At 44.7% G+C, this 17,615-nt stretch carries 19 protein-coding genes; 6 read left to right on the forward strand and 13 right to left on the reverse strand.

Features of this window, described 5'->3' with window-relative positions:
* Positions 1-15: 15 nt before the first annotated feature.
* The 8 genes from ERX40_RS09085 to ERX40_RS09120 form a co-directional block, all read right to left on the reverse strand.
* Positions 16-1,335 (reverse strand): hypothetical protein, encoded by a 1,320-nt coding sequence (locus tag ERX40_RS09085; RefSeq protein WP_133418188.1) that lies wholly within the window; start codon positions 1,333-1,335, stop codon positions 16-18.
* A 229-nt stretch (positions 1,336-1,564) separates the two neighbouring features.
* Positions 1,565-1,972 (reverse strand): YolD-like family protein, encoded by a 408-nt coding sequence (locus ERX40_RS09090; RefSeq protein ID WP_133418189.1) that lies wholly within the window; start codon positions 1,970-1,972, stop codon positions 1,565-1,567.
* 104 nt (positions 1,973-2,076) lie between these two features.
* On the reverse strand, positions 2,077-3,081 hold the full coding sequence (locus tag ERX40_RS09095; protein WP_133418190.1) for an NAD(P)H-dependent flavin oxidoreductase: 1,005 nt from the start codon (positions 3,079-3,081) through the stop codon (positions 2,077-2,079).
* 12 nt (positions 3,082-3,093) lie between these two features.
* Positions 3,094-4,332 carry an MFS transporter gene (locus ERX40_RS09100; RefSeq protein ID WP_133418191.1) on the reverse strand — a complete coding sequence of 413 codons (1,239 nt, stop codon included), beginning with the start codon at positions 4,330-4,332 and terminating at the stop codon, positions 3,094-3,096.
* A gap of 200 nt (positions 4,333-4,532) precedes the next feature.
* Positions 4,533-5,381, reverse strand: a complete 849-nt coding sequence (speB, locus tag ERX40_RS09105; RefSeq protein WP_133418192.1) for an agmatinase — start codon at positions 5,379-5,381, stop codon at positions 4,533-4,535.
* On the reverse strand, positions 5,368-6,228 hold the full coding sequence (gene speE / locus ERX40_RS09110) for a polyamine aminopropyltransferase (protein ID WP_133418193.1): 861 nt from the start codon (positions 6,226-6,228) through the stop codon (positions 5,368-5,370). The genes speB and speE overlap by 14 nt, the downstream gene beginning before the upstream one ends.
* A gap of 11 nt (positions 6,229-6,239) precedes the next feature.
* On the reverse strand, positions 6,240-6,665 hold the full coding sequence (speD, locus tag ERX40_RS09115) for an adenosylmethionine decarboxylase (RefSeq protein WP_133418194.1): 426 nt from the start codon (positions 6,663-6,665) through the stop codon (positions 6,240-6,242).
* Positions 6,662-8,176 carry an aminotransferase class I/II-fold pyridoxal phosphate-dependent enzyme gene (locus tag ERX40_RS09120; protein WP_133418195.1) on the reverse strand — a complete coding sequence of 505 codons (1,515 nt, stop codon included), beginning with the start codon at positions 8,174-8,176 and terminating at the stop codon, positions 6,662-6,664. Before ERX40_RS09120 ends, speD begins: the two co-directional genes overlap by 4 nt.
* A 195-nt stretch (positions 8,177-8,371) precedes the next feature.
* Between ERX40_RS09120 and pglS the strand changes: the two genes are divergently transcribed.
* Complete coding sequence (gene pglS / locus ERX40_RS09125) at positions 8,372-9,397, forward strand: 6-phosphogluconolactonase (protein ID WP_133418196.1); 1,026 nt, start codon at positions 8,372-8,374, stop codon at positions 9,395-9,397.
* On the forward strand, positions 9,394-10,164 hold the full coding sequence (locus ERX40_RS09130) for a carbon-nitrogen family hydrolase (protein ID WP_133418197.1): 771 nt from the start codon (positions 9,394-9,396) through the stop codon (positions 10,162-10,164). Before pglS ends, ERX40_RS09130 begins: the two co-directional genes overlap by 4 nt.
* A 232-nt stretch (positions 10,165-10,396) precedes the next feature.
* Here ERX40_RS09130 and ERX40_RS09135 read toward each other — a convergent pair whose 3' ends face one another.
* Positions 10,397-11,290, reverse strand: coding sequence for a nuclease-related domain-containing protein (locus ERX40_RS09135; protein ID WP_133418198.1), 894 nt, complete (start codon positions 11,288-11,290; stop codon positions 10,397-10,399).
* Between the two features lie 249 nt (positions 11,291-11,539).
* Positions 11,540-12,910, reverse strand: coding sequence for an aldehyde dehydrogenase (locus tag ERX40_RS09140; RefSeq protein WP_133418199.1), 1,371 nt, complete (start codon positions 12,908-12,910; stop codon positions 11,540-11,542).
* A gap of 87 nt (positions 12,911-12,997) precedes the next feature.
* On the opposite strand from ERX40_RS09140, the gene ERX40_RS09145 reads away from it, so the two are divergent.
* From ERX40_RS09145 to ERX40_RS09155, 3 genes are read left to right on the forward strand one after another with little or no spacing between them, the layout of a single operon-like run.
* Positions 12,998-13,966, forward strand: coding sequence for a Gfo/Idh/MocA family protein (locus ERX40_RS09145; protein ID WP_133418200.1), 969 nt, complete (start codon positions 12,998-13,000; stop codon positions 13,964-13,966).
* On the forward strand, positions 13,959-14,300 hold the full coding sequence (locus ERX40_RS09150) for a DMT family transporter (RefSeq protein WP_133418201.1): 342 nt from the start codon (positions 13,959-13,961) through the stop codon (positions 14,298-14,300). Before ERX40_RS09145 ends, ERX40_RS09150 begins: the two co-directional genes overlap by 8 nt.
* On the forward strand, positions 14,297-14,608 hold the full coding sequence (locus ERX40_RS09155) for a DMT family transporter (protein WP_133418202.1): 312 nt from the start codon (positions 14,297-14,299) through the stop codon (positions 14,606-14,608). Before ERX40_RS09150 ends, ERX40_RS09155 begins: the two co-directional genes overlap by 4 nt.
* A gap of 37 nt (positions 14,609-14,645) precedes the next feature.
* On the opposite strand, the gene ERX40_RS09160 is transcribed toward ERX40_RS09155, so the two are convergent.
* The 3 genes from ERX40_RS09160 to ERX40_RS09170 are packed head-to-tail and all read right to left on the reverse strand — an operon-like array spanning position 14,646 to position 16,429.
* Positions 14,646-14,903, reverse strand: a complete 258-nt coding sequence (locus tag ERX40_RS09160; RefSeq protein WP_133418203.1) for a GNAT family N-acetyltransferase — start codon at positions 14,901-14,903, stop codon at positions 14,646-14,648.
* Between the two features lie 13 nt (positions 14,904-14,916).
* Entirely contained in the window at positions 14,917-15,834 is a 918-nt protein-coding gene (locus tag ERX40_RS09165; protein ID WP_133418204.1) for a manganese-dependent inorganic pyrophosphatase, read from the reverse strand.
* Between the two features lie 37 nt (positions 15,835-15,871).
* Positions 15,872-16,429: a cysteine hydrolase family protein gene (locus ERX40_RS09170; protein WP_133418205.1), complete on the reverse strand. Its 558-nt coding sequence runs from the start codon at positions 16,427-16,429 to the stop codon at positions 15,872-15,874.
* A 60-nt stretch (positions 16,430-16,489) separates the two neighbouring features.
* On the opposite strand from ERX40_RS09170, the gene ERX40_RS09175 reads away from it, so the two are divergent.
* Complete coding sequence (locus ERX40_RS09175; protein ID WP_133418206.1) at positions 16,490-17,593, forward strand: glycosyl hydrolase family 28-related protein; 1,104 nt, start codon at positions 16,490-16,492, stop codon at positions 17,591-17,593.
* The last annotated feature ends 22 nt before the right edge of the window (positions 17,594-17,615 follow it).

Raw genomic sequence — 17,615 nt, forward strand, 5'->3', positions numbered from 1 at the left:
ATGGCAGGTTCTTTTTTATGATGCTCTTGAGCGCCGGGCTGCGTAGAGAAGAAAAGAGCCAATGAGAAAAGAGGTCAGGCTATAGAATTTTGTAAAATCATGTTCACCTGTTTCAGGCAGTTTGCTTGAGATAGGAGGAGATGATTTTTTTGGGTTTCGCTTCGAAACCGGCGACCGGGAATCAGACTGATGAGCGGATATGTGTCTGACATCCGTGTCACGTGGATCAACGGTAGGGAGCTGAGGTGGAAGCTGAGGTTTAGGGGTAAGATTTTCTGGTTTCAGGTTATTCCTTCCTGCAGTTTCAGTCTGCTTTTTATGCGATAGATTGTCCTGTTTCATGGTGGTTTGTTTTAAGACTGTTTTTTTCAGGGCTGTCTGCTGATGATTGGTTTGATGAGGAGCTGTTTTCTTATAAGGGATAGCTTTTTTTTGAAAGGTCTTTTGCTGGATGAGCGTTGCGTCTTGAGGGAGAGGTTTCGTATCTTTGAGAATGACTCTACGGGTTATCTTTGTTTGAGTCGGTTCTTTTACTTTTGTATCAACAGGCCTCCTGGTGGGTTTCTGGATGATGAGAGTGGCTTCTGTGCTTGCTTCTTCAGAGGTCGGTTCCTTCTGAAGTGTTCTCGGAGCTGTAATAGTGGATGCGGTGATTGAAGGGGGCTCCTTTACAGTCTCCGGCTGTTCAGAACTTTCGGATTCTATTTCGGGTGACTCAGACAGCGGTTCAGAATTGACCGTAAAGTATTTTTCTTCGCCCGGCTCAATTTTCATTGTCTGATTCTGCAGGCTGAGTTCATAGGAAGTATCCGGCTTAAGTGATAAGGTGAGGCGACCGTCCTGGTCGGTGATGACTTCTTCATCATTCAGCAGAAGATTTTGAGAGGGAAGCGGCTGAGCTGCTGATGTGATGACATAAATGATAGTTTCAGATGAGAGTGCTGGATCTGAGGGTGACTCAGACTCAGCATCAGATTGTGGTTCTGGGTCTATGGGGGGTGCTGGATCTGAGACTGACTCTGTCTCAGGTTCTGGTTCTATTGGATGTTCTGTTGCTGCGCCGTTGTCCGGGGATGGAACTGTCACCGTAACAACGGGAGTCTGAAGAGAGACCTTGTTATCATCTATCATGATAACATCTGACTCTATAAGACGCTGGCCATCTGAAAGTGTGGTCATCTCCAGAATCTCGCCGTTCTCCTCTACAAGACGCAGTGGATAGTGAGGGACAGGATTGTTGTTGCTATCCATCACCTTGACGAGGTGGCTGGCCTGCAGAGGGGCGCTGATGCAAAGGGTAAGGACGGTCAGTAGAAGTATCCGGAAAGTTCTCATAGTTCATCTCCTTAATGTATTCTCCTGAATTGTGACAGATATGAAACCTGACCGCTACACAATTACAGACTGTATAGAATCTCTACAGGTTTTTTTCATTGTTAATACTACTGTCTTACTGCGTTTATTATTCTGGTCAATGCCAGACATTTACTGTAATTTCTTTCTCTATATAATAGTCATTGTGAAAAAGGACTGTAATTTGCTTTACAAAAACTATCTGAGTGGCTCAGATAGTTTCAAGGGCGATATTGATGACATCCATAAATGAAATGAAGCACATCTGCTGATTTGCATGGTTAGTTCCGATGATATGGAGCGCCCACGTATCAATTCGTTCAACGGTCATTGTCAATTCATCGATATAACCATCGTGATAGAACTGAATAAGAACCGGACATTGTCGGTGAAGTGCTTCTTTAAGCTGTATGTCCAGTTCCTGCAGGCGGTCATCTGATAATTCAGGCCGTGTTATTTTGTTCTGATTCTCTATCTGCTGTCTGACATCCTGGAACTGTTCAGGCATGGTCGCAAACGGTGCCCATTTAATCATGCCACGCCCCTTAGGTATGTGCGGATTGAGCTGACTCGTATCGACTTTACGATAATCCAGCTCACCATAGACTGGATGCTGCATGCCATCACTTCTTTCATTGATGTAGCTTCATTATACGAACGTATGTTCTATATTGCAACCTATTTATTTTTTTAGACCATAGCATCTAAAAACAGCCCTATTTCCTAACGGAAAGAGGCTGTTAATTCTGCGATGACACAGGATATAGACTGAGTCTCTGATGAGCGGATATTCTGACCGGACCAGTTACTCATAAAATCTACTTGTTGCTGATTTTTCGCGGCAGCACGTATATCTTTTGTCATGATGTTCATGTAGGGATAGGGCGGAATCTCCAGATGCGATAACTTATCCATCATCTGATTACGAATGCCACGAGCGGTTTTGCCGGAAAAAGCTGACGTATAAAGGGCATCAGTTTCATAGGCCCGACTGATGGCGGCTTTATGAAGTGGATGTGCTGTGCTCTCAAAGGTATTAAGAAAACGAGTGCCTGCCTGAATGTAATCTGCACCGAGCAGAATAGCTGCCTGAACGCCACGTCTGTCACTGATGCCCCCTGCAGCAACGACAGGCAGGTCAATTGCGTCAACAACCTGAGGTACAAGTGCCATCAGACCGATGGATGGACTATCAGTGAAGCCCCCTTTATGACCACCGGCCTCGTATCCTTGAGCGATGACTATATCAATACCGAGATTCCGCATCCTCAGGGCTTCACCTACAGTGGAGATGGTGCCCATTATAGTAACACCTGCATCATGCAGTTTATCGACGAGGGATGGAGTCGGACAGCCAAATGTGAAGCTGACGACTGGCACTTTATACTGGATACAGAGATCGACGTAACTTTCAAGGGGTTCAGCTGTTGTGAAGCTGTAGCTTTCAATAACCGGAATACCCAGCCGCTGTCTGATGGTATTGAGTTCTTTATTAATCGCTGCGATAGCGTAGGGTTCAGGATAATCGTTTGCGAACAGATTGACCTGAAAAGGGGACCGCGTCAATGCATGTACGGTTCCAATCTGACTTTCCAGTTCAGTGATTGACAGACCGCCAGCCGCAATGGAACCGAGACAGCCTGCATTTGAAATGGCTGCAGCGACATCAGGCGGTATAATACCGCCGGCCATCGGGGCCTGGATAACTGGATATTTGATGTTCAACATATCATCACCCCATTAATCAGGAATTGGCTGTTTGAATATTGTTGAGTGAACAGCCAGGTAGAAGAGCAGCATGCCGATCAGTCCGAGAACGATCACATAGACAGACATCATCATGCTGTTCAGCACTGTACCGATAATCAGCCCTGAACTGGCGACAAGACCAGCTCCGCTGAAACCGAGGGAACTGAAGGCGATATAACTCGCCCGTTTATCCGCCGGCATTAACTTGGCCTGGAAGACAGAGATGATCGGTGTCTGCATCAGTTCGCCGACTGTTGCGAGGAAGATGACAAGCATCAGTAAATACCAGGTTGTCAGATGATGAGCAAGACCATAACCTGCTGTGTAAAGAAACGTACCCATCAAGAGGACATAGACCTGATTGCGATGTTCTGTCAGCTTTGCTATCAGGAAAGTGATGGTGACGACAAGCAATGTATTCTCGATCAGCAGGATACTCATCATACGTACCCCGTCAACATGGACACCGAACAGGTCAACAGGTTTAAAGACATTGTGGAGACGCACACCGATATAATTAGTCAGAGCGAATTCAGCTGAAAAAACAAAGATCATCGCTGACGTAAAGACAACAAAACGTGTATCTTTCAACGCAACCTTGTAACTGCTCAGTAAATCACGTACCCAATGAGCTTCAACAACTTTACGTGCTTTATGGACAGTCGGATCTATAAGATAACGCTGGAAGATAACCGTATTGACCAGCATGATGAGTACGATGAACATAAAGAGCAGAACCCGATGGTCCTTGTAGAACAGACCGCCGATCGCTGTACCGATAGCAGTCGCAAGATTGTTGGTCCAGTAAGACATCACATAGACAGATTTTCTCATCTCTTCAGTTGTAGAATCAATGATGAGAGCTTCAAGCGCCGGGAAAATCATAGCCCCGCTGATGGCAGATAGCATAAAGAGGATGGATACAATCCAGGGCATATTGATAGCAGGGTGAATAAAAATCGTCATCAATATCATAATCATGGCAAATAAGAGCTGACCGGCAACAAGCTGTCCTTTACGGCTGAAACGATCAGCAAAATAACCGCCGCACAAATTACATATGAGGCTAAAGACGACATTGACACTTAAAAGAATGCCGGATGTCACTTTGCCCAGTTCATCAGCAATATAAAGGACCATAAATGGCATGACACTCATACTGGCTGCATGATCAAAGAAACCGCAGATAATTCTGAGTTTGACGTTGGAGGGGAATTGTGAAAACTTCATAGTTGAATCCTCGTAGTTCTGTAGAATAACTCTATTATACCTATATTGAAGATGAAATAGTTGGATTTTTCTAACATTTATCACTCGGAGAATATGACGCGATAGAAAGAGTTATGAGCGATAAACGGCAAATATCGCTCATAACGCTGTGCCGCAATAAAAAAGGTCCTCATACATCAATATGTATGAGGACCTTTTATCTATTTTGTGATGGCAAGCATCAGTTCGCGTGCGACTTTTGCCGCGACTGCATTGGATACACCTGATGCATCGTACGGTGGAGAGAGCTCCACGATATCTGCTGCGACGACGTTCAGCTGTTCAAATACTTTGAATGCCGGCTGCAGTTCCTTGTATGTCAGTCCACCGGGTTCCGGTGTGCCGGTACCCGGGAAGATGGACGGGTCAAGACAGTCGAGATCTATTGTCACATAGACTGGTGTGTCTTTTAACAGGGCCGGCAGGTCTTTCAGTGTATCGATAGAGAATTTCTCTAAGTGCGTATGTTCAGTGCTCCAGTCGAATTCTTCTTTCGTGCCTGAACGGATGCCGTACTGATAGATACGGCCGTCGCCTGTGATGTCATGAATACGGCGCACGACTGTCGCGTGACTGAGTGGCTCACCCATATAGTCATCGCGTAAGTCCGTATGTGCATCGAGCTGCACGAGGACGACATCCGGATATTTCTCGTGGACAGCACGGAAAGGACCGAGCGTCACTAAATGCTCGCCGCCGATCATAAACGGCAGCTTGCCGGCAGTCAGAATCTCGCGTGCTGTTGCTTCCAGTTCATCCAGCACTTTCACTTTGTTGCCGATTGTAATGTCAACGTCGCCTGAATCCATGATGCTGACATCTTCTAAGTCTTTATCAAGATAAGGGCTGTAAGTCTCAAGACCGTATGACTCAGAACGGATGGCATCCGCTGCGAAACGTGTGCCCGGACGATTGGACACAGTGCCGTCAAACGGTGCGCCGTAAATAACGGTTGATGCTTCTTCAAACGATGCCTCGCAGGCCATATAGACATGCTTATTCGGCTGCATCTTCAAGCATCTCCTTGACGAATGTCGGCAGGGCGAATGCACCTGTGTGAATATCAGTATTGTAGTATTTGGTTTTAAGTCCAAGCTTGTTCCATGCATCTAAATCTGCATCTTTCAATGGATCATATTTCTTGGATGCGAAGCCGAACAGCCAGTGACCTGATGGATAAGTCGGCATATGGAACTGATACACACGTGTGATCGGGAATAAGCCTTTGATTTTTGAGTGTGCACGTTTCATTTCGTGTGCGTAGCTTGGATAATATGGTGACTCATGCTGGTTGATAAGGATACCGTCATCTGTCAGGACGCGGAAACAGTTGTTGTAGAAGTCGTGAGAGAACAGACCTTCACCAGGACCGATCGGATCTGTTGAATCTACGAGGATAAGATCATAGTAGCCCTCTTCTTTATTTTTCACGTAAGCGAGACCGTCTTCGAATAGCAACGTCACACGTGGGTCTTCAAGCTTGCCTGCTGTGATCGGTAAGTATTCCTGTGACAGACGGACGACACGTTCATCAATCTCCACCATATCAATCTGCTCAATGGACTCGTAACGTGTCAGTTCGCGCACTGTACCGCCGTCACCGCCACCGATAACGAGAACTTTCTTTATATTCGGGTTTGTTGCCATTGCGACGTGTGTGATCATATCATGATAAACGAATTCGTCCTTTTCGTTGACCATCATTAAGCCGTCCAGTGTAAAGAATGTACCGAATTCTTCAGATTCAAAGAAGTCGATCTGCTGGAAGTCAGACTGCTCAGAGTGGATATGTTTATTGGTTTTGATTGAGAAACGTACGTTATCTGTATGATTTTCTGTGTACCAAAGATCTAACATGATAATCCTCCTTATTTAACGTCTACTTCAACAGGTTTGAATGATTCTACAACAATTTCGCCTTTAGAGTATTTATGAATTTTATCAGCCATACCGCGGCCGATTTCGTATGAGTCAGAGAGCTCAGCTTTCAATGCTTTCTCAAGGTAATCTTCAGCTCTCCATGGGTCTACTGTATCACCACATGTGAAGACATCAACTGATGCGTAGCCGTATTCAGGCCATGTGTGGATGGTTAAGTGAGATTCAGAGATGATGACTGCACCTGATACGCCGTACGGATTGAATGTATGGAAGCAGCTTTCAACGATAGTCGCGCCTGCTACACGTGCAGCATCGTTCATGATTTCCTCAATTTTAGCATTATTTTTTAAGATATCTTTGTCACAGTTGTAATATTCGATTAAAACGTGTCTGCCTAAAGTCGTTAATTTCATAATGATTTTTCCTCTTTTCTATTGATAATATAAACTTGATTTGAATTTTCTGTACCGATCTTGATAATCGGCTGATTGTTGATGAACTGCCAGTAATCAATGACTGCCTGAGAGATTCGCTCTCCTGCCATCAGTATAGGGATACCCGGTGGATAGATCATCAATGATTCTGCACAGATTTCACCGAGCGCGTCCTCGATTGCGACTGCATGTTTCTCAGCGTAAAGCACTTCGCGCAGGCCCATTCCTTGTTCCGGAATTGCAAGCTGCTTCAGCACCGGTGCATGTACTTCCCGACTGGCATCATGATGTTTACGGCTGATATCAGCCAGCGCCTCCTGCAGTCGTTCTAATACGTACAGATTGTCGGCTGCTGATACAATACCCATCACGACATTCGGTTCTGCCAGTTCCATCTGAATATGATAATCGCTACGTAGTAATTTGTAAATTTCAAAGCCTGATAGGTTAATAGTTGAGTCCACATATATCGTCAGCTTCGTTTCGTCAAGATTCTGACTATACACTGATCTGAACTCGTCGCCATCCACCATATGAAAACCTGGAATCCTAGTCACTGCTTCTTTGAAGTGACGGACATGCGGCATCAGCTTTCTGAACCGTTCCTGACCGTTCAGTGCGAGGTGTCTGCGTGCGATATCAAGTGATGACATCAGCAGATACGAAGCTGATGTTGATGTCAGCATATTGATGACACTTTTGACTTTATGAGGGTCAACCCGGTTCCCCTTGACAAGCAGAACACTCGACTGAGTGAATGAACCGCCTGTCTTATGAAGACTGGTAGCAGCAAGATCTGCGCCCGCCTCCATACTGGATATCGGCAGTTCCGGCGAACATCTGAAGTGAGCCCCATGCGCCTCGTCAACTAAGACCGGCATATCGTGTGCATGGGCTAAGTCAACGATTGTCTTTAAGTCGCTGACTGCGCCGAAATAAGTAGGGTTCATAATGAAAAGCGCGCGAGCATCAGGATGCTGTTCAATCGTGTCAGTGACAGATTTCACGCTTAAGTTATGGGCGATACCGAATTCCGTGTCGAATTCCGGCAGGACGTAAATCGGTGTGACATCCGCCAGTGCCATCGCATTCAGCACTGATTTATGGACGTTACGGGGTAGAATCAGTTTATCGCCTGGCTGACAGACCGAGAAAATCATCGCCTGGATGCCTTCTGTCGTACCATTGACGAGAAAATGCGCCTCGTCAGCCAGATAGAAGTCCGCCATCAGATTCTGGGCGTCCTTGATAACGCCTTTCGGATTATCATAGTTGTCAAGCTGTGGCATCGAATTTACGTCATGACGCAAAGTGGAAGAACCGTAATAGTGAAGAGCGGTTTCCGGATCGAGCCCGCGCTTATGACCGGGTACATCAAAACTGATGACATCCTGTTCTTCATATAATTTCAATGCGTCGAACAGGGGTGTCTGCTGGTGCAGGTCATTATCGACAGGGATGAAGGTTTTGAGATCATAAGGCTTAATCATGCTGACACCTCCTGAATACAAAATTGTAAAATATAGTATGACTTAACTTGAGGTTTTATACGACTACTAATTTATTTTTACCAAACAAATTGTAATGTATTACTAAACTGATGGCAAGGAAAAATTTCTGATTTTGCATATGTTTTTTTGATAAGGGAATAGTCTGATAAAATAAAAGAAAAAGGAGGCAATAACATGATCGGCTATATTGGTTCATATACGAAAAAAGAGGGCAAGGGCATTTACCGTTTTGAATTGGATGAAAATGTGAAAGAAATCAGTACAGTAGAAACAGGATTTGAAGTCCCTGCATCCACTTACGTCGTACAACATGGTGACTTCCTTTATGGTATCAAAAAAGAGAATGATAAAGCAGGAGTCGCGGCTTATAGAATCGGTGCGGAAGGTAAACTTGAATTGATCAACGACTGTCTGGAATCAGCGGAATCAGGCTGTCATATCTCTGTGAGTGCAGATGGACAGTATTTATTTGAAGCGGTCTACGGTGCTGGAGAAGCTAGACTTTACGAACTGGATACAGCAAGTGGTGCCATCAAATATTTAATTAACGTTGTAGTGCAGGAAGGTCTGGGACCAAATGAAGACCGCCAGGATAAGGCGCATACACACTTTATCCAGCAGACACCCGACGCGAAATATGCGGTGGCAGTTGATTTAGGTGCTGATGAAATCATCACGTTCACGTATGATGAAGCAGGGTTGAAACGAAAATGTGCACTGAAAGTACCGGCAGGAACCGGCCCGAGACACTTAGTATTCAATCAGAACGGACAGTATGCGTATGTGATGACTGAATTAAGCAATGAAGTATTTGTGCTGAAGTATCAGAATGGTGAGTTTGAACTGCTTGAACAGTATCTGGCTATTCCAGCTGACTTTACGGAGAATACGCAAGGCGCAGCCATTCGTATGAGCCATGATAATCAGTTTGTCTATGCGTCAAACCGAGGTCATCAGAGTATCGCTGTATTCAAGGTTGAAGCAGACGGCGCAGCGTTATCGTTAGTTGAGATTGTAGATTGCGGTGGAGACTGGCCGCGTGACTTCAATATTTCCAATGATGACCAGTTTTTGGTCTGTGTGCATGAAGTGAGCGGTAATCTGTCATTATTTGAAAGAAATGTTGAGACAGGTCGACTGGTGATGCTTGACAATGACAAGAAAGCAGCAGAAGGTGTCTGTGTGCAGTTCCTGACATGAGATTAGCACTTTATCAGATGGAAGTCGTTCCTGGGCACCCTGGGAAGGCGATGGGGAAAGTAGAGTCGTGGATTGAAAGTCTTGAGAATACGGATATCGCCGTAATGCCGGAGATGTGGAATACCTCTTATACCCTCGACCGTCTGGAAGAACTGGCAGATGAGAACGGCAGACGTGAGGTGGAGTTTTTGCAGCGGCTCGCACGTGACCATCATATCAATATTATCGGTGGTTCAATCGCAGTGAAAAAACACGGTCGGCATTATAATGAAAGTGTGATTGTGAACAGAAAAGGCGAGGTCATCTATCAATATGATAAGATTCATCTTGTGCCGATGCTGGATGAGCCGAAGTATTTAACGGCAGGTGATCAGTTCGGGATATTTGAAATTGACTCGGAGAAGATGGGTGTCATCATCTGTTATGACCTCAGATTTCCGGAATTATCTCGTCAGCTTGCATTGGAAGGTGCAGAGATCATCTACGTTGTCGCTGAGTGGCCGGTCGAACGCATGGATCATTTTGCAGCGTTACTGAAAGCGCGGGCCATAGAGAACCAGTGTTATATCGCCGCATGTAATGCAGCAGGTGAATGCGAAGGAACGGTGTTCGGTGGTCGGTCAATGGTGATCAGTCCTTCAGGAGAAGTAATGGCTGAAGCTGGCACTGATGAAGAGACACTGATAACTGAAATTGATATTGAGGTCTCTAGAAGAATTCGCCAGTCCATTCCTGTGTTTGAATCACGAAGAACTGACTTATATTAAATAGTGATTATGGAACCGCCCTTGTGCTAAAGGGCGGTTTTTTTGATGGGACAGGTGAGTGGTGGAGTTATGGACGGTAACAGGGGAATATCGGTCATAACTATGGGAGGAAGCCGGTGAGCGGGGAGTTATGGACGGTAACAGGGGAATATCGATCATAACTATAGGATGAAGCCGGTGAGTTGGGAAGTTATGGACGATAACAGAGGAATATTGATCATAACTATATAAGTTACTTTAGAATATACTGTCGATTTTTATTTGCTCCTTTTGAATGACAAGCATTAGACATCATTCTTTTAACAGTCTGATGAGGCATACCACTCCAATTACTCACTTCTGCTGCTTGCAGTGAATCATTCTTAAGTAACGACATTTCTTTTATCAGCTGCAGTAAAGCGGTCTTATTATCTATACGATGACGGCAATTACTGCAAAAAATATACCTTTTATTATAATCAGGCGTCATAGTCAATCTCCTGCACTTTTCGCATCTTATTCCACCTTTATACTCTCTGAAGGGATAGTAATGAATACGTTCCTGAATAAGGTCATCATTATGGTAAGATATTATTTTTTCAGCAGTTGCTTGATGTTCTCGTAATGGTTCGATGGATTGAATATGTCGAACGACATTCTCAACTTGGTGAGGTAGTAGTACGTTTTGGGGGACAGTTGTGACTGCCAGATCATAATCACAATTGACAAACAATATTCTGCTAACCAGTTTGTAAGGAATATACTGCTTTTTCAAAAACATTTCTAATTTATAATGTGCTTTATTTAATTGTGAGATTACATCAGCATGTACATGGCCATTTGCTGAAACGAACTGCTGGTTCACCAACTGATAAGAACCCGTATAGTTTTTGATATCGATATGGAAAATGGTACTTTTGTCAAAAATCAAAAAATCGAACTGACACCCAGATAGATAGTCAAGGCGAAGGTCCCAGATTTTTACGCATTCAGTGTTCTTAAGCTGCTCGTGAAAATAGGTTTCTCCTTCAACACCTTTTGAATAGGTAAATAATTTATGCTGATCATAGTCATGCAGAATGGTACGATGCTCCGCAGCAAGAAGAAACTTCTGATAAGTATTAGGTTCATGTATTTTAAGGAACATGGTTTCACCTCGTTCCTAATATAGCGACCTTCTATCTAAAAATCAAAAAGCAGAAAAAGATGAAAATGTCTCGTTTGAACGACTGAAAATGATAAAAAACTATCGTTTCGTTATATTCAGTGAAAAATTCATTGAATTTGTGGAAAGTGGCTTACTTGGCAATTTTTATTTTTCTGCTTCAATATATGCTATTCTGAAAAGTTCAACAAAAAAGACTACTGATTGTTCAGCAGCCTTCTTAACACGTACTTATTTATAGATTTGTCTGATATATTTGAACTTTCCTTTATAAGGCGGGAACATCAGTCCTGTCTCCAGCTTCGTGCCTTTTGTCATATAAGCTTTCTGGTGGCTGAAGAGGTCGAATGAATATTTGCCGTGATAGTGTCCGATACCGGAAGCACCGACGCCACCGAACGGCAGGTAAGGGTTTGAGACGTGCATCAGCGTATCATTGATACATCCCCCGCCGAATGACAGACGCTTGAAGACGGTTTTCACGAAGTCTTCGTCTTCACTGAAGAGATAAAGTGCAAGCGGTTTGTCATACGATTTGACGATGCGGAAAACGTCATCACGGTCATCAAATGCAACAATCGGCAGTAAGGGACCGAAAATCTCTTCTTTCATCAGTTCGTCATCCAGTCCGACGTTATCGATGAGGGTCGGTGCGATATAGCGTGCTGCTCTATCTGTTTCACCGCCGATGACGATATCATTCTCAGCACTTTTCAGTAATTCGTTCAAGCGGTCAAAGTGTCGTTCGTTCACAATGCGGCCGTAGTCTTCCGAGTTCTGTGGATTCTTCCCGTAGAAATCCTTGATTGTTGAACGCATCGCCTTGATGAACTGATCTTTCACTTCGCGGTCGATTAAGAGGTAATCCGGTGCGACACAGGTCTGACCGGTATTCATAAATTTCCCGAATGCAATCCGTTCTGCTGCCACTTTGATGTTCGCAGTCTTGTCGATGATGGTCGGACTTTTACCGCCCAGTTCAAGCGCAACGGGCACTAAGTTCTTGCTGGCTGCTTCGTAGACAATCTGTCCGACTTTTGTGCTGCCGGTGAAGAAGATGAAGTCAAATTTCTGTTCGAGGAGTTCTGCTGTCACTTCTTTTTCACCCTGATAGACTCTGACATAATCCGGTGCAAAGACAGTGGAGATAATCTCCTCGATCACCTGACTGGTCGCAGGGGTCTGTTCAGAGGGTTTCACGACTGCACAGTTACCGGCAGCGAGTGCACCGACGAGCGGCTCCATCACGAGCTGGAACGGATAGTTGAAGGGCCCGATAATCAGCACAGTCCCAAGCGGCTCGCGCATAATGTAGCTTTTTCCCGGGAACTGCATCAGCGGAGTATTGATTGTCTCGACTTTACTGTAGTTCTTCATCTCTTTGATGAACATCGAGATTGATTTCAGGACGATACCGATCTCTGAGGCATAACCCTCTAATTTCCCTTTGCCTAGGTCATGTGCCAGTGCGGCTAATATATCTTTTTCACGTGTTTTGATTTCTTTGCGTAAGGCCTTCAGCTGTTTCTTTCTGAACTTCGGATCTTTCGTTCTATCTGTATCAAAAAACTGATTGATTTCTGCTAAGTCAGATCTAAACAAGTCGTTCACCTCTATATGTGATTTGTATTTAGTGTACAATATATCGTGGCTCGTTAAAATCAATTGAACTTAAAAGAGGTGCTCTATATGAAGTTTGGAATAGTCGGTACGAACTGGATTACAGATCGATTCATCGCGGCAGGACAGACAATAGAAGAATTCGAAGTGACTGCCGTCTACTCACGTACACAGGAGCGTGCGGATGCATTCGGAGATAAACACGATATTGCCTATCGCTTTACAGACTGGCAGAATTTTCTGGCGAGTGATACATTCGATGCACTCTATATCGCGACGCCGAATCTCCTGCATGCAAAGCAGACGATGGATGCACTGACTGCCGGCAAGCATGTGTTATGCGAGAAACCGCTGACCTTAACAGCTGAAGAAGGCAGAAAGCTGTTCGACTGTGCCCGGCATAATGAGGTCGTCCTGATGGAAGCGATGAAGTCGACAGAAGCAGCAGCTTTCAAGGAGCTTGAGAAATGGATTCATGATATCGGCACGATCAGGCGTGTGAACTTCCATTACAATCAGTATTCATCACGCTATGACAAGCTGAAAGACGGCATCGTCGAGAATGCCTTCAAACCGGAACTGGGTAATGGCTCACTGACAGATATCGGTGTCTATACAATTGCGCCGCTCGTCAGACTCTTCGGACTGCCGGAGCGAACTTATGCTGAGGGCTATCTGTTGTCGACAGGCGCAGACGGACAGGGGACAGTCATGGCGCGCTATAAGGGGATGACAGCGGTGCTCAGCTTCTCGAAAATCATTGACAGCCATCTGCCGTCTGAGATCATCGGTGAGGAAGGGATCATCACGGTCGACAAAATATCAGCGCCTGCAGTCACCCAGAAACTGAACAGGCAGGGTGACGTCATTGAGCGTTTTGAACATCATGAACCGCCGATGTCATACGAAATCAGCACGTTCATCGACTGCTGTAAAAAAGGCATAGGATCAGCTGAAAATGAACAGATGAGCATGGACACATTAATGATGCTTGAGGAGATCAAGCAGCAGATTCATCAGGAGGGTTATCTTGAATAACAGTAAAGCGTGGACACTGCTCGTTATCGGCGGCTTCCTGGAAGTCGGCTGGGCAGTCGGCCTTAAATATGCGCATGGATTTACAGATTTGAAGTGGACCTTGATCACTCTTGTCATTATGGTATTTTCATTTTACTGTTTCGGCTACAGCTTATCGAAACTTGAGATCGGCACGGCATATGCCATCTATACCGGTATCGGTGCAGTCGGAACAGTACTGTACGGGGTGTTCTTCCTGCAGGAGGATATGTCTCTCCCGAGAATACTTTTTCTGATTCTGCTGATCGGTTCAATTCTCGGCCTGAAGCTGATTGAAGGAGGGGATGAAGTGTGAACTGGATTATATTAATTCTGGCCGGTGTGATGGAAATTCTGATGGTCACAGCCCTTAAGAAAGCAGATAGCTTTAAAAATAAGAAGTGGACGATCATCTGGTTTATACTCAGCATGATGAGTTTATTTCTGCTCTCGGTCGCTATCAAAACGATTCCGCTCGGCACGGCATACGGGGTCTGGACCGGAATCGGTGCGATGGGCAGTGTCATCGTCGGCATGGTCTTCTATCACGAGAAAGTCAGTCTCCTTAAAATTGTATTTGTCACCTGTATCATCATCTCGATTGCAGGTCTTAAAATAGTATAAAAAAGCCGGTATTCAGATTTGAATACCGGCTTTACTGTTACTTCAGTACATCGTGAGTTGATGCATCACGGTCCATCACTACTTTAGCATAGGAACATAATGGCACGATGACCAGGTTGTTCTCACGTGCATAGTCGATGACTTTATCCACTAATTGTTTCGCGATACCTTGACCGCGAAGAGAAGGGTCAACAAATGTGTGATTGATCACAATCGTCTTTTCGCCTTCAGGGTAAAATGTGATTTCAGCTTTATCATCTATATAGAATCTATTACCTGCCTGCTTGATTTCCATCAGAAAAACCTCCTTACGATAAGACGTCAGTTAATTGAGGCACCACTTGTTTCTTGCGGGATACAACACCTTTAAGAAGCGCCGTGTTTTTATCTAAAGCTACATTGAATGCTTTATTCACAGCTTCCTGTTCCTGACCTAGAGCGAGAATCCTGGAATCAGAGTTGATGATATCTGTCACAACGAGAACGAATAAATCATAACCATTTTGTGCAGTTTCAGCATTGATTGCATTCTCAAGTTCTTCCTGACGTGCGAATACTTCGTCAATGTCAACAGTATTCACCTGAGCGACACGGACTTCTTTCTCGCCCATTGAGAATGATTTGGCATCAATATTCAGTAATTCTTCTGCTGTTTTGTCAGCTGTGGAAGCGCCCGCTTTCAGCATGTCAAGGCCGTATTCTTCTTTGCTGATGCCGGCGATTCTTTCAAGTTCTTCAGCTGCTTTCACATCTTCTTCAGTGCATGTCGGTGATTTGAATAATAATGTGTCAGAGATGATCGCTGATAACATCAGACCTGCGATCTCAGGTTTGATTTCAATGTTGTTCTCTTTATACATTTTATTCAAGATGGTCGCTGTACAGCCGACAGGTTCTGCACGGTAGTAGAGCGGCGCTGCTGTCTCGAAGTTGGAGATGCGGTGATGGTCGACTACCATCAGGACAGTCGCATCTTCAATGCCGGGTGCTGACTGCTGGAATTCGTTATGGTCAACAAGAATAACAGTCTGTTTCTCAACTTTGTCAATTAAGCGAGGTGCCTGCACTTTGAACTGGTCAAGTGCGTACTGAGTCTCTGCACTGACTTCGCCTAGTCTGACGGCCTCCACTTCTTTACCTGCAGCATTCTGAAGATCAGCCATTACAAGCGCTGAAGTAATAGTATCTGTATCAGGATTCTGGTGTCCGAATGTTAAAATTGTCATGAGTTCTACTCCTTTGATATGAATATCTATTATTTTATCATGATTGACTGGTAATCGTCATGCCGAGTGAATGTTCAAAGTGAGAAAGTGCAAACTCATGCCCTTCCTGACTGAATGACTGCACAGCATCTCTATCGACAAGTATCGTGTAGCCAAGGTTATAGCCATCAACGGCTGTGTGCAGGACGCAGATATCGGTACAGACACCTGTCAGTTCAATGATCTTAATCTGACGTTCTGATAAATACTGATGCAGCGGTGTACCGGCGAATGAGCTGTAGCGTCTTTTGTCAATCCAGAAGACAAGCGGATTATCCTTGTGCTGATCATAAACCTCTTTGACAGCACCGTACAGTTCCCGTCCTTCAGTGCCGCGGATATTATGCGGCGGAAATAGCTTGGATTCAGGATGAGCCATATCATTTAAATCGTGCAGATCCATCATAATGAAAACAGGGTTATCTTCAGCTAGATAGACCTCAAACTTACAGGCGATGGCCTGCTGAATAGCTTGACCCGGCTTGCCGCATGTCAGTCTGCCGTCGTCAGCCACAAAGTCATAGGAATAATCAATAATCAACAGTGCTTTATCCATAGTGAACCTCCTGATAGGGTATAATAGCTAAAATTATAAATAACAATAAGGATGAATGAAATGAGAAAAATCACGGTTAAACAATACGGTGCACGGGGCTGCAACCCATTGCTCGATACAATCAGCTTCCAGCGGGCTTTGAACCAGGCGAAAAAAGGACCGACTGAAATATATGTATCAGAAGGAACCTATTATATCGCAAAAGAACTTGTTATCTATTCTCATACTACCCTTATTCTCCATAAAGATGCAGTGATCAGAAGGATGAGCAATGGCGCGCTGTTGAAAAATGGGAAGAAACCCGGCTATCACGGTTACGAGGGTCAAGGGCATATTACAGTCAAGGGTGGGACATTCGATCAGTTCGGTCATATACTCAACTTCAACAATACAATCATGTCGCTCGGTCATGCCCGTGAAATCAAGTTAGAAGATGTGACCTTCAAGAATGTAGTAGGTGGTCATGCCATTGATGCGTGTGGCCTGGATGGATTTCACGTGAAAGACTGCCGATTTCTAGGTTTCAGAGATGACTCAGGTCGCCGGCAGTTCAGTGAAGCCATTCAGATTGACCTGCAGCTGAAGGATTCCTTTCCGAAGTTCGGCTACTACGATGGTACGCCGACAAAGAATGTCATCATTGAAGGCTGTTATTTCGGTGACTCAGGTGCCCCTCACATGAGATCCTGGAACCGCGCCATCGGGTCCCATGCGAGTCGGTACGATATTTACTATGAGAACATCTTTATCGAGAATAATATATTTGTAGGTATGAGTGACTATGCGGTGACGCTGCTGAAGGCAAAGATGGTCAGTGTTTCAGGCAATCAGTTCATCGACTGCGAAGGCGGTATCCGCTATCTCGCAGTCAATAAAGGCAAGTATTCAACGACGATAGACGGGGTCGACAAAGGGGTGCAGGGCGGTAAAGAAGTCATCATCAGAAATAATGACTTCAGGTCCATCAGAAAAGAAGATGTCATTCTGATCAAAGGCTACGCCGGCGTCAGGAATGAAAAGATCTATATCTTTGATAATGTATTCAATGACAAAGAAACATGCGCCATTAATTTGAAGGAAGCGGCAGATGTCTATTGCCGAAGCAACCAGAATCTCCACACAATTCATCAGTCCCATGTGCAAGGCTTATATAGTGATATGTAAAAAAGCTCGTTCAAGCTGAACG

Source organism: Macrococcus carouselicus (assembly GCF_004359515.1).
Classification (GTDB): domain Bacteria; phylum Bacillota; class Bacilli; order Staphylococcales; family Staphylococcaceae; genus Macrococcus; species Macrococcus carouselicus.

Bases quoted from the DNA above. Each gene is read 5' to 3' on its own strand.
- ERX40_RS09085 (WP_133418188.1), bottom strand. From the start codon at position 1,335: ATGAGAACTTTCCGGATACTTCTACTGACCGTCCTTACCCTTTGCATC.
- ERX40_RS09090 (WP_133418189.1), bottom strand. From the start codon at position 1,972: ATGCAGCATCCAGTCTATGGTGAGCTGGATTATCGTAAAGTCGATACG.
- ERX40_RS09095 (WP_133418190.1), bottom strand. From the start codon at position 3,081: ATGTTGAACATCAAATATCCAGTTATCCAGGCCCCGATGGCCGGCGGT.
- ERX40_RS09100 (WP_133418191.1), bottom strand. From the start codon at position 4,332: ATGAAGTTTTCACAATTCCCCTCCAACGTCAAACTCAGAATTATCTGC.
- speB (WP_133418192.1), bottom strand. From the start codon at position 5,381: ATGCAGCCGAATAAGCATGTCTATATGGCCTGCGAGGCATCGTTTGAA.
- speE (WP_133418193.1), bottom strand. From the start codon at position 6,228: ATGTTAGATCTTTGGTACACAGAAAATCATACAGATAACGTACGTTTC.
- speD (WP_133418194.1), bottom strand. From the start codon at position 6,665: ATGAAATTAACGACTTTAGGCAGACACGTTTTAATCGAATATTACAAC.
- ERX40_RS09120 (WP_133418195.1), bottom strand. From the start codon at position 8,176: ATGATTAAGCCTTATGATCTCAAAACCTTCATCCCTGTCGATAATGAC.
- pglS (WP_133418196.1), top strand. From the start codon at position 8,372: ATGATCGGCTATATTGGTTCATATACGAAAAAAGAGGGCAAGGGCATT.
- ERX40_RS09130 (WP_133418197.1), top strand. From the start codon at position 9,394: ATGAGATTAGCACTTTATCAGATGGAAGTCGTTCCTGGGCACCCTGGG.
- ERX40_RS09135 (WP_133418198.1), bottom strand. From the start codon at position 11,290: ATGTTCCTTAAAATACATGAACCTAATACTTATCAGAAGTTTCTTCTT.
- ERX40_RS09145 (WP_133418200.1), top strand. From the start codon at position 12,998: ATGAAGTTTGGAATAGTCGGTACGAACTGGATTACAGATCGATTCATC.
- ERX40_RS09160 (WP_133418203.1), bottom strand. From the start codon at position 14,903: ATGGAAATCAAGCAGGCAGGTAATAGATTCTATATAGATGATAAAGCT.
- ERX40_RS09165 (WP_133418204.1), bottom strand. From the start codon at position 15,834: ATGACAATTTTAACATTCGGACACCAGAATCCTGATACAGATACTATT.
- ERX40_RS09170 (WP_133418205.1), bottom strand. From the start codon at position 16,429: ATGGATAAAGCACTGTTGATTATTGATTATTCCTATGACTTTGTGGCT.
- ERX40_RS09175 (WP_133418206.1), top strand. From the start codon at position 16,490: ATGAGAAAAATCACGGTTAAACAATACGGTGCACGGGGCTGCAACCCA.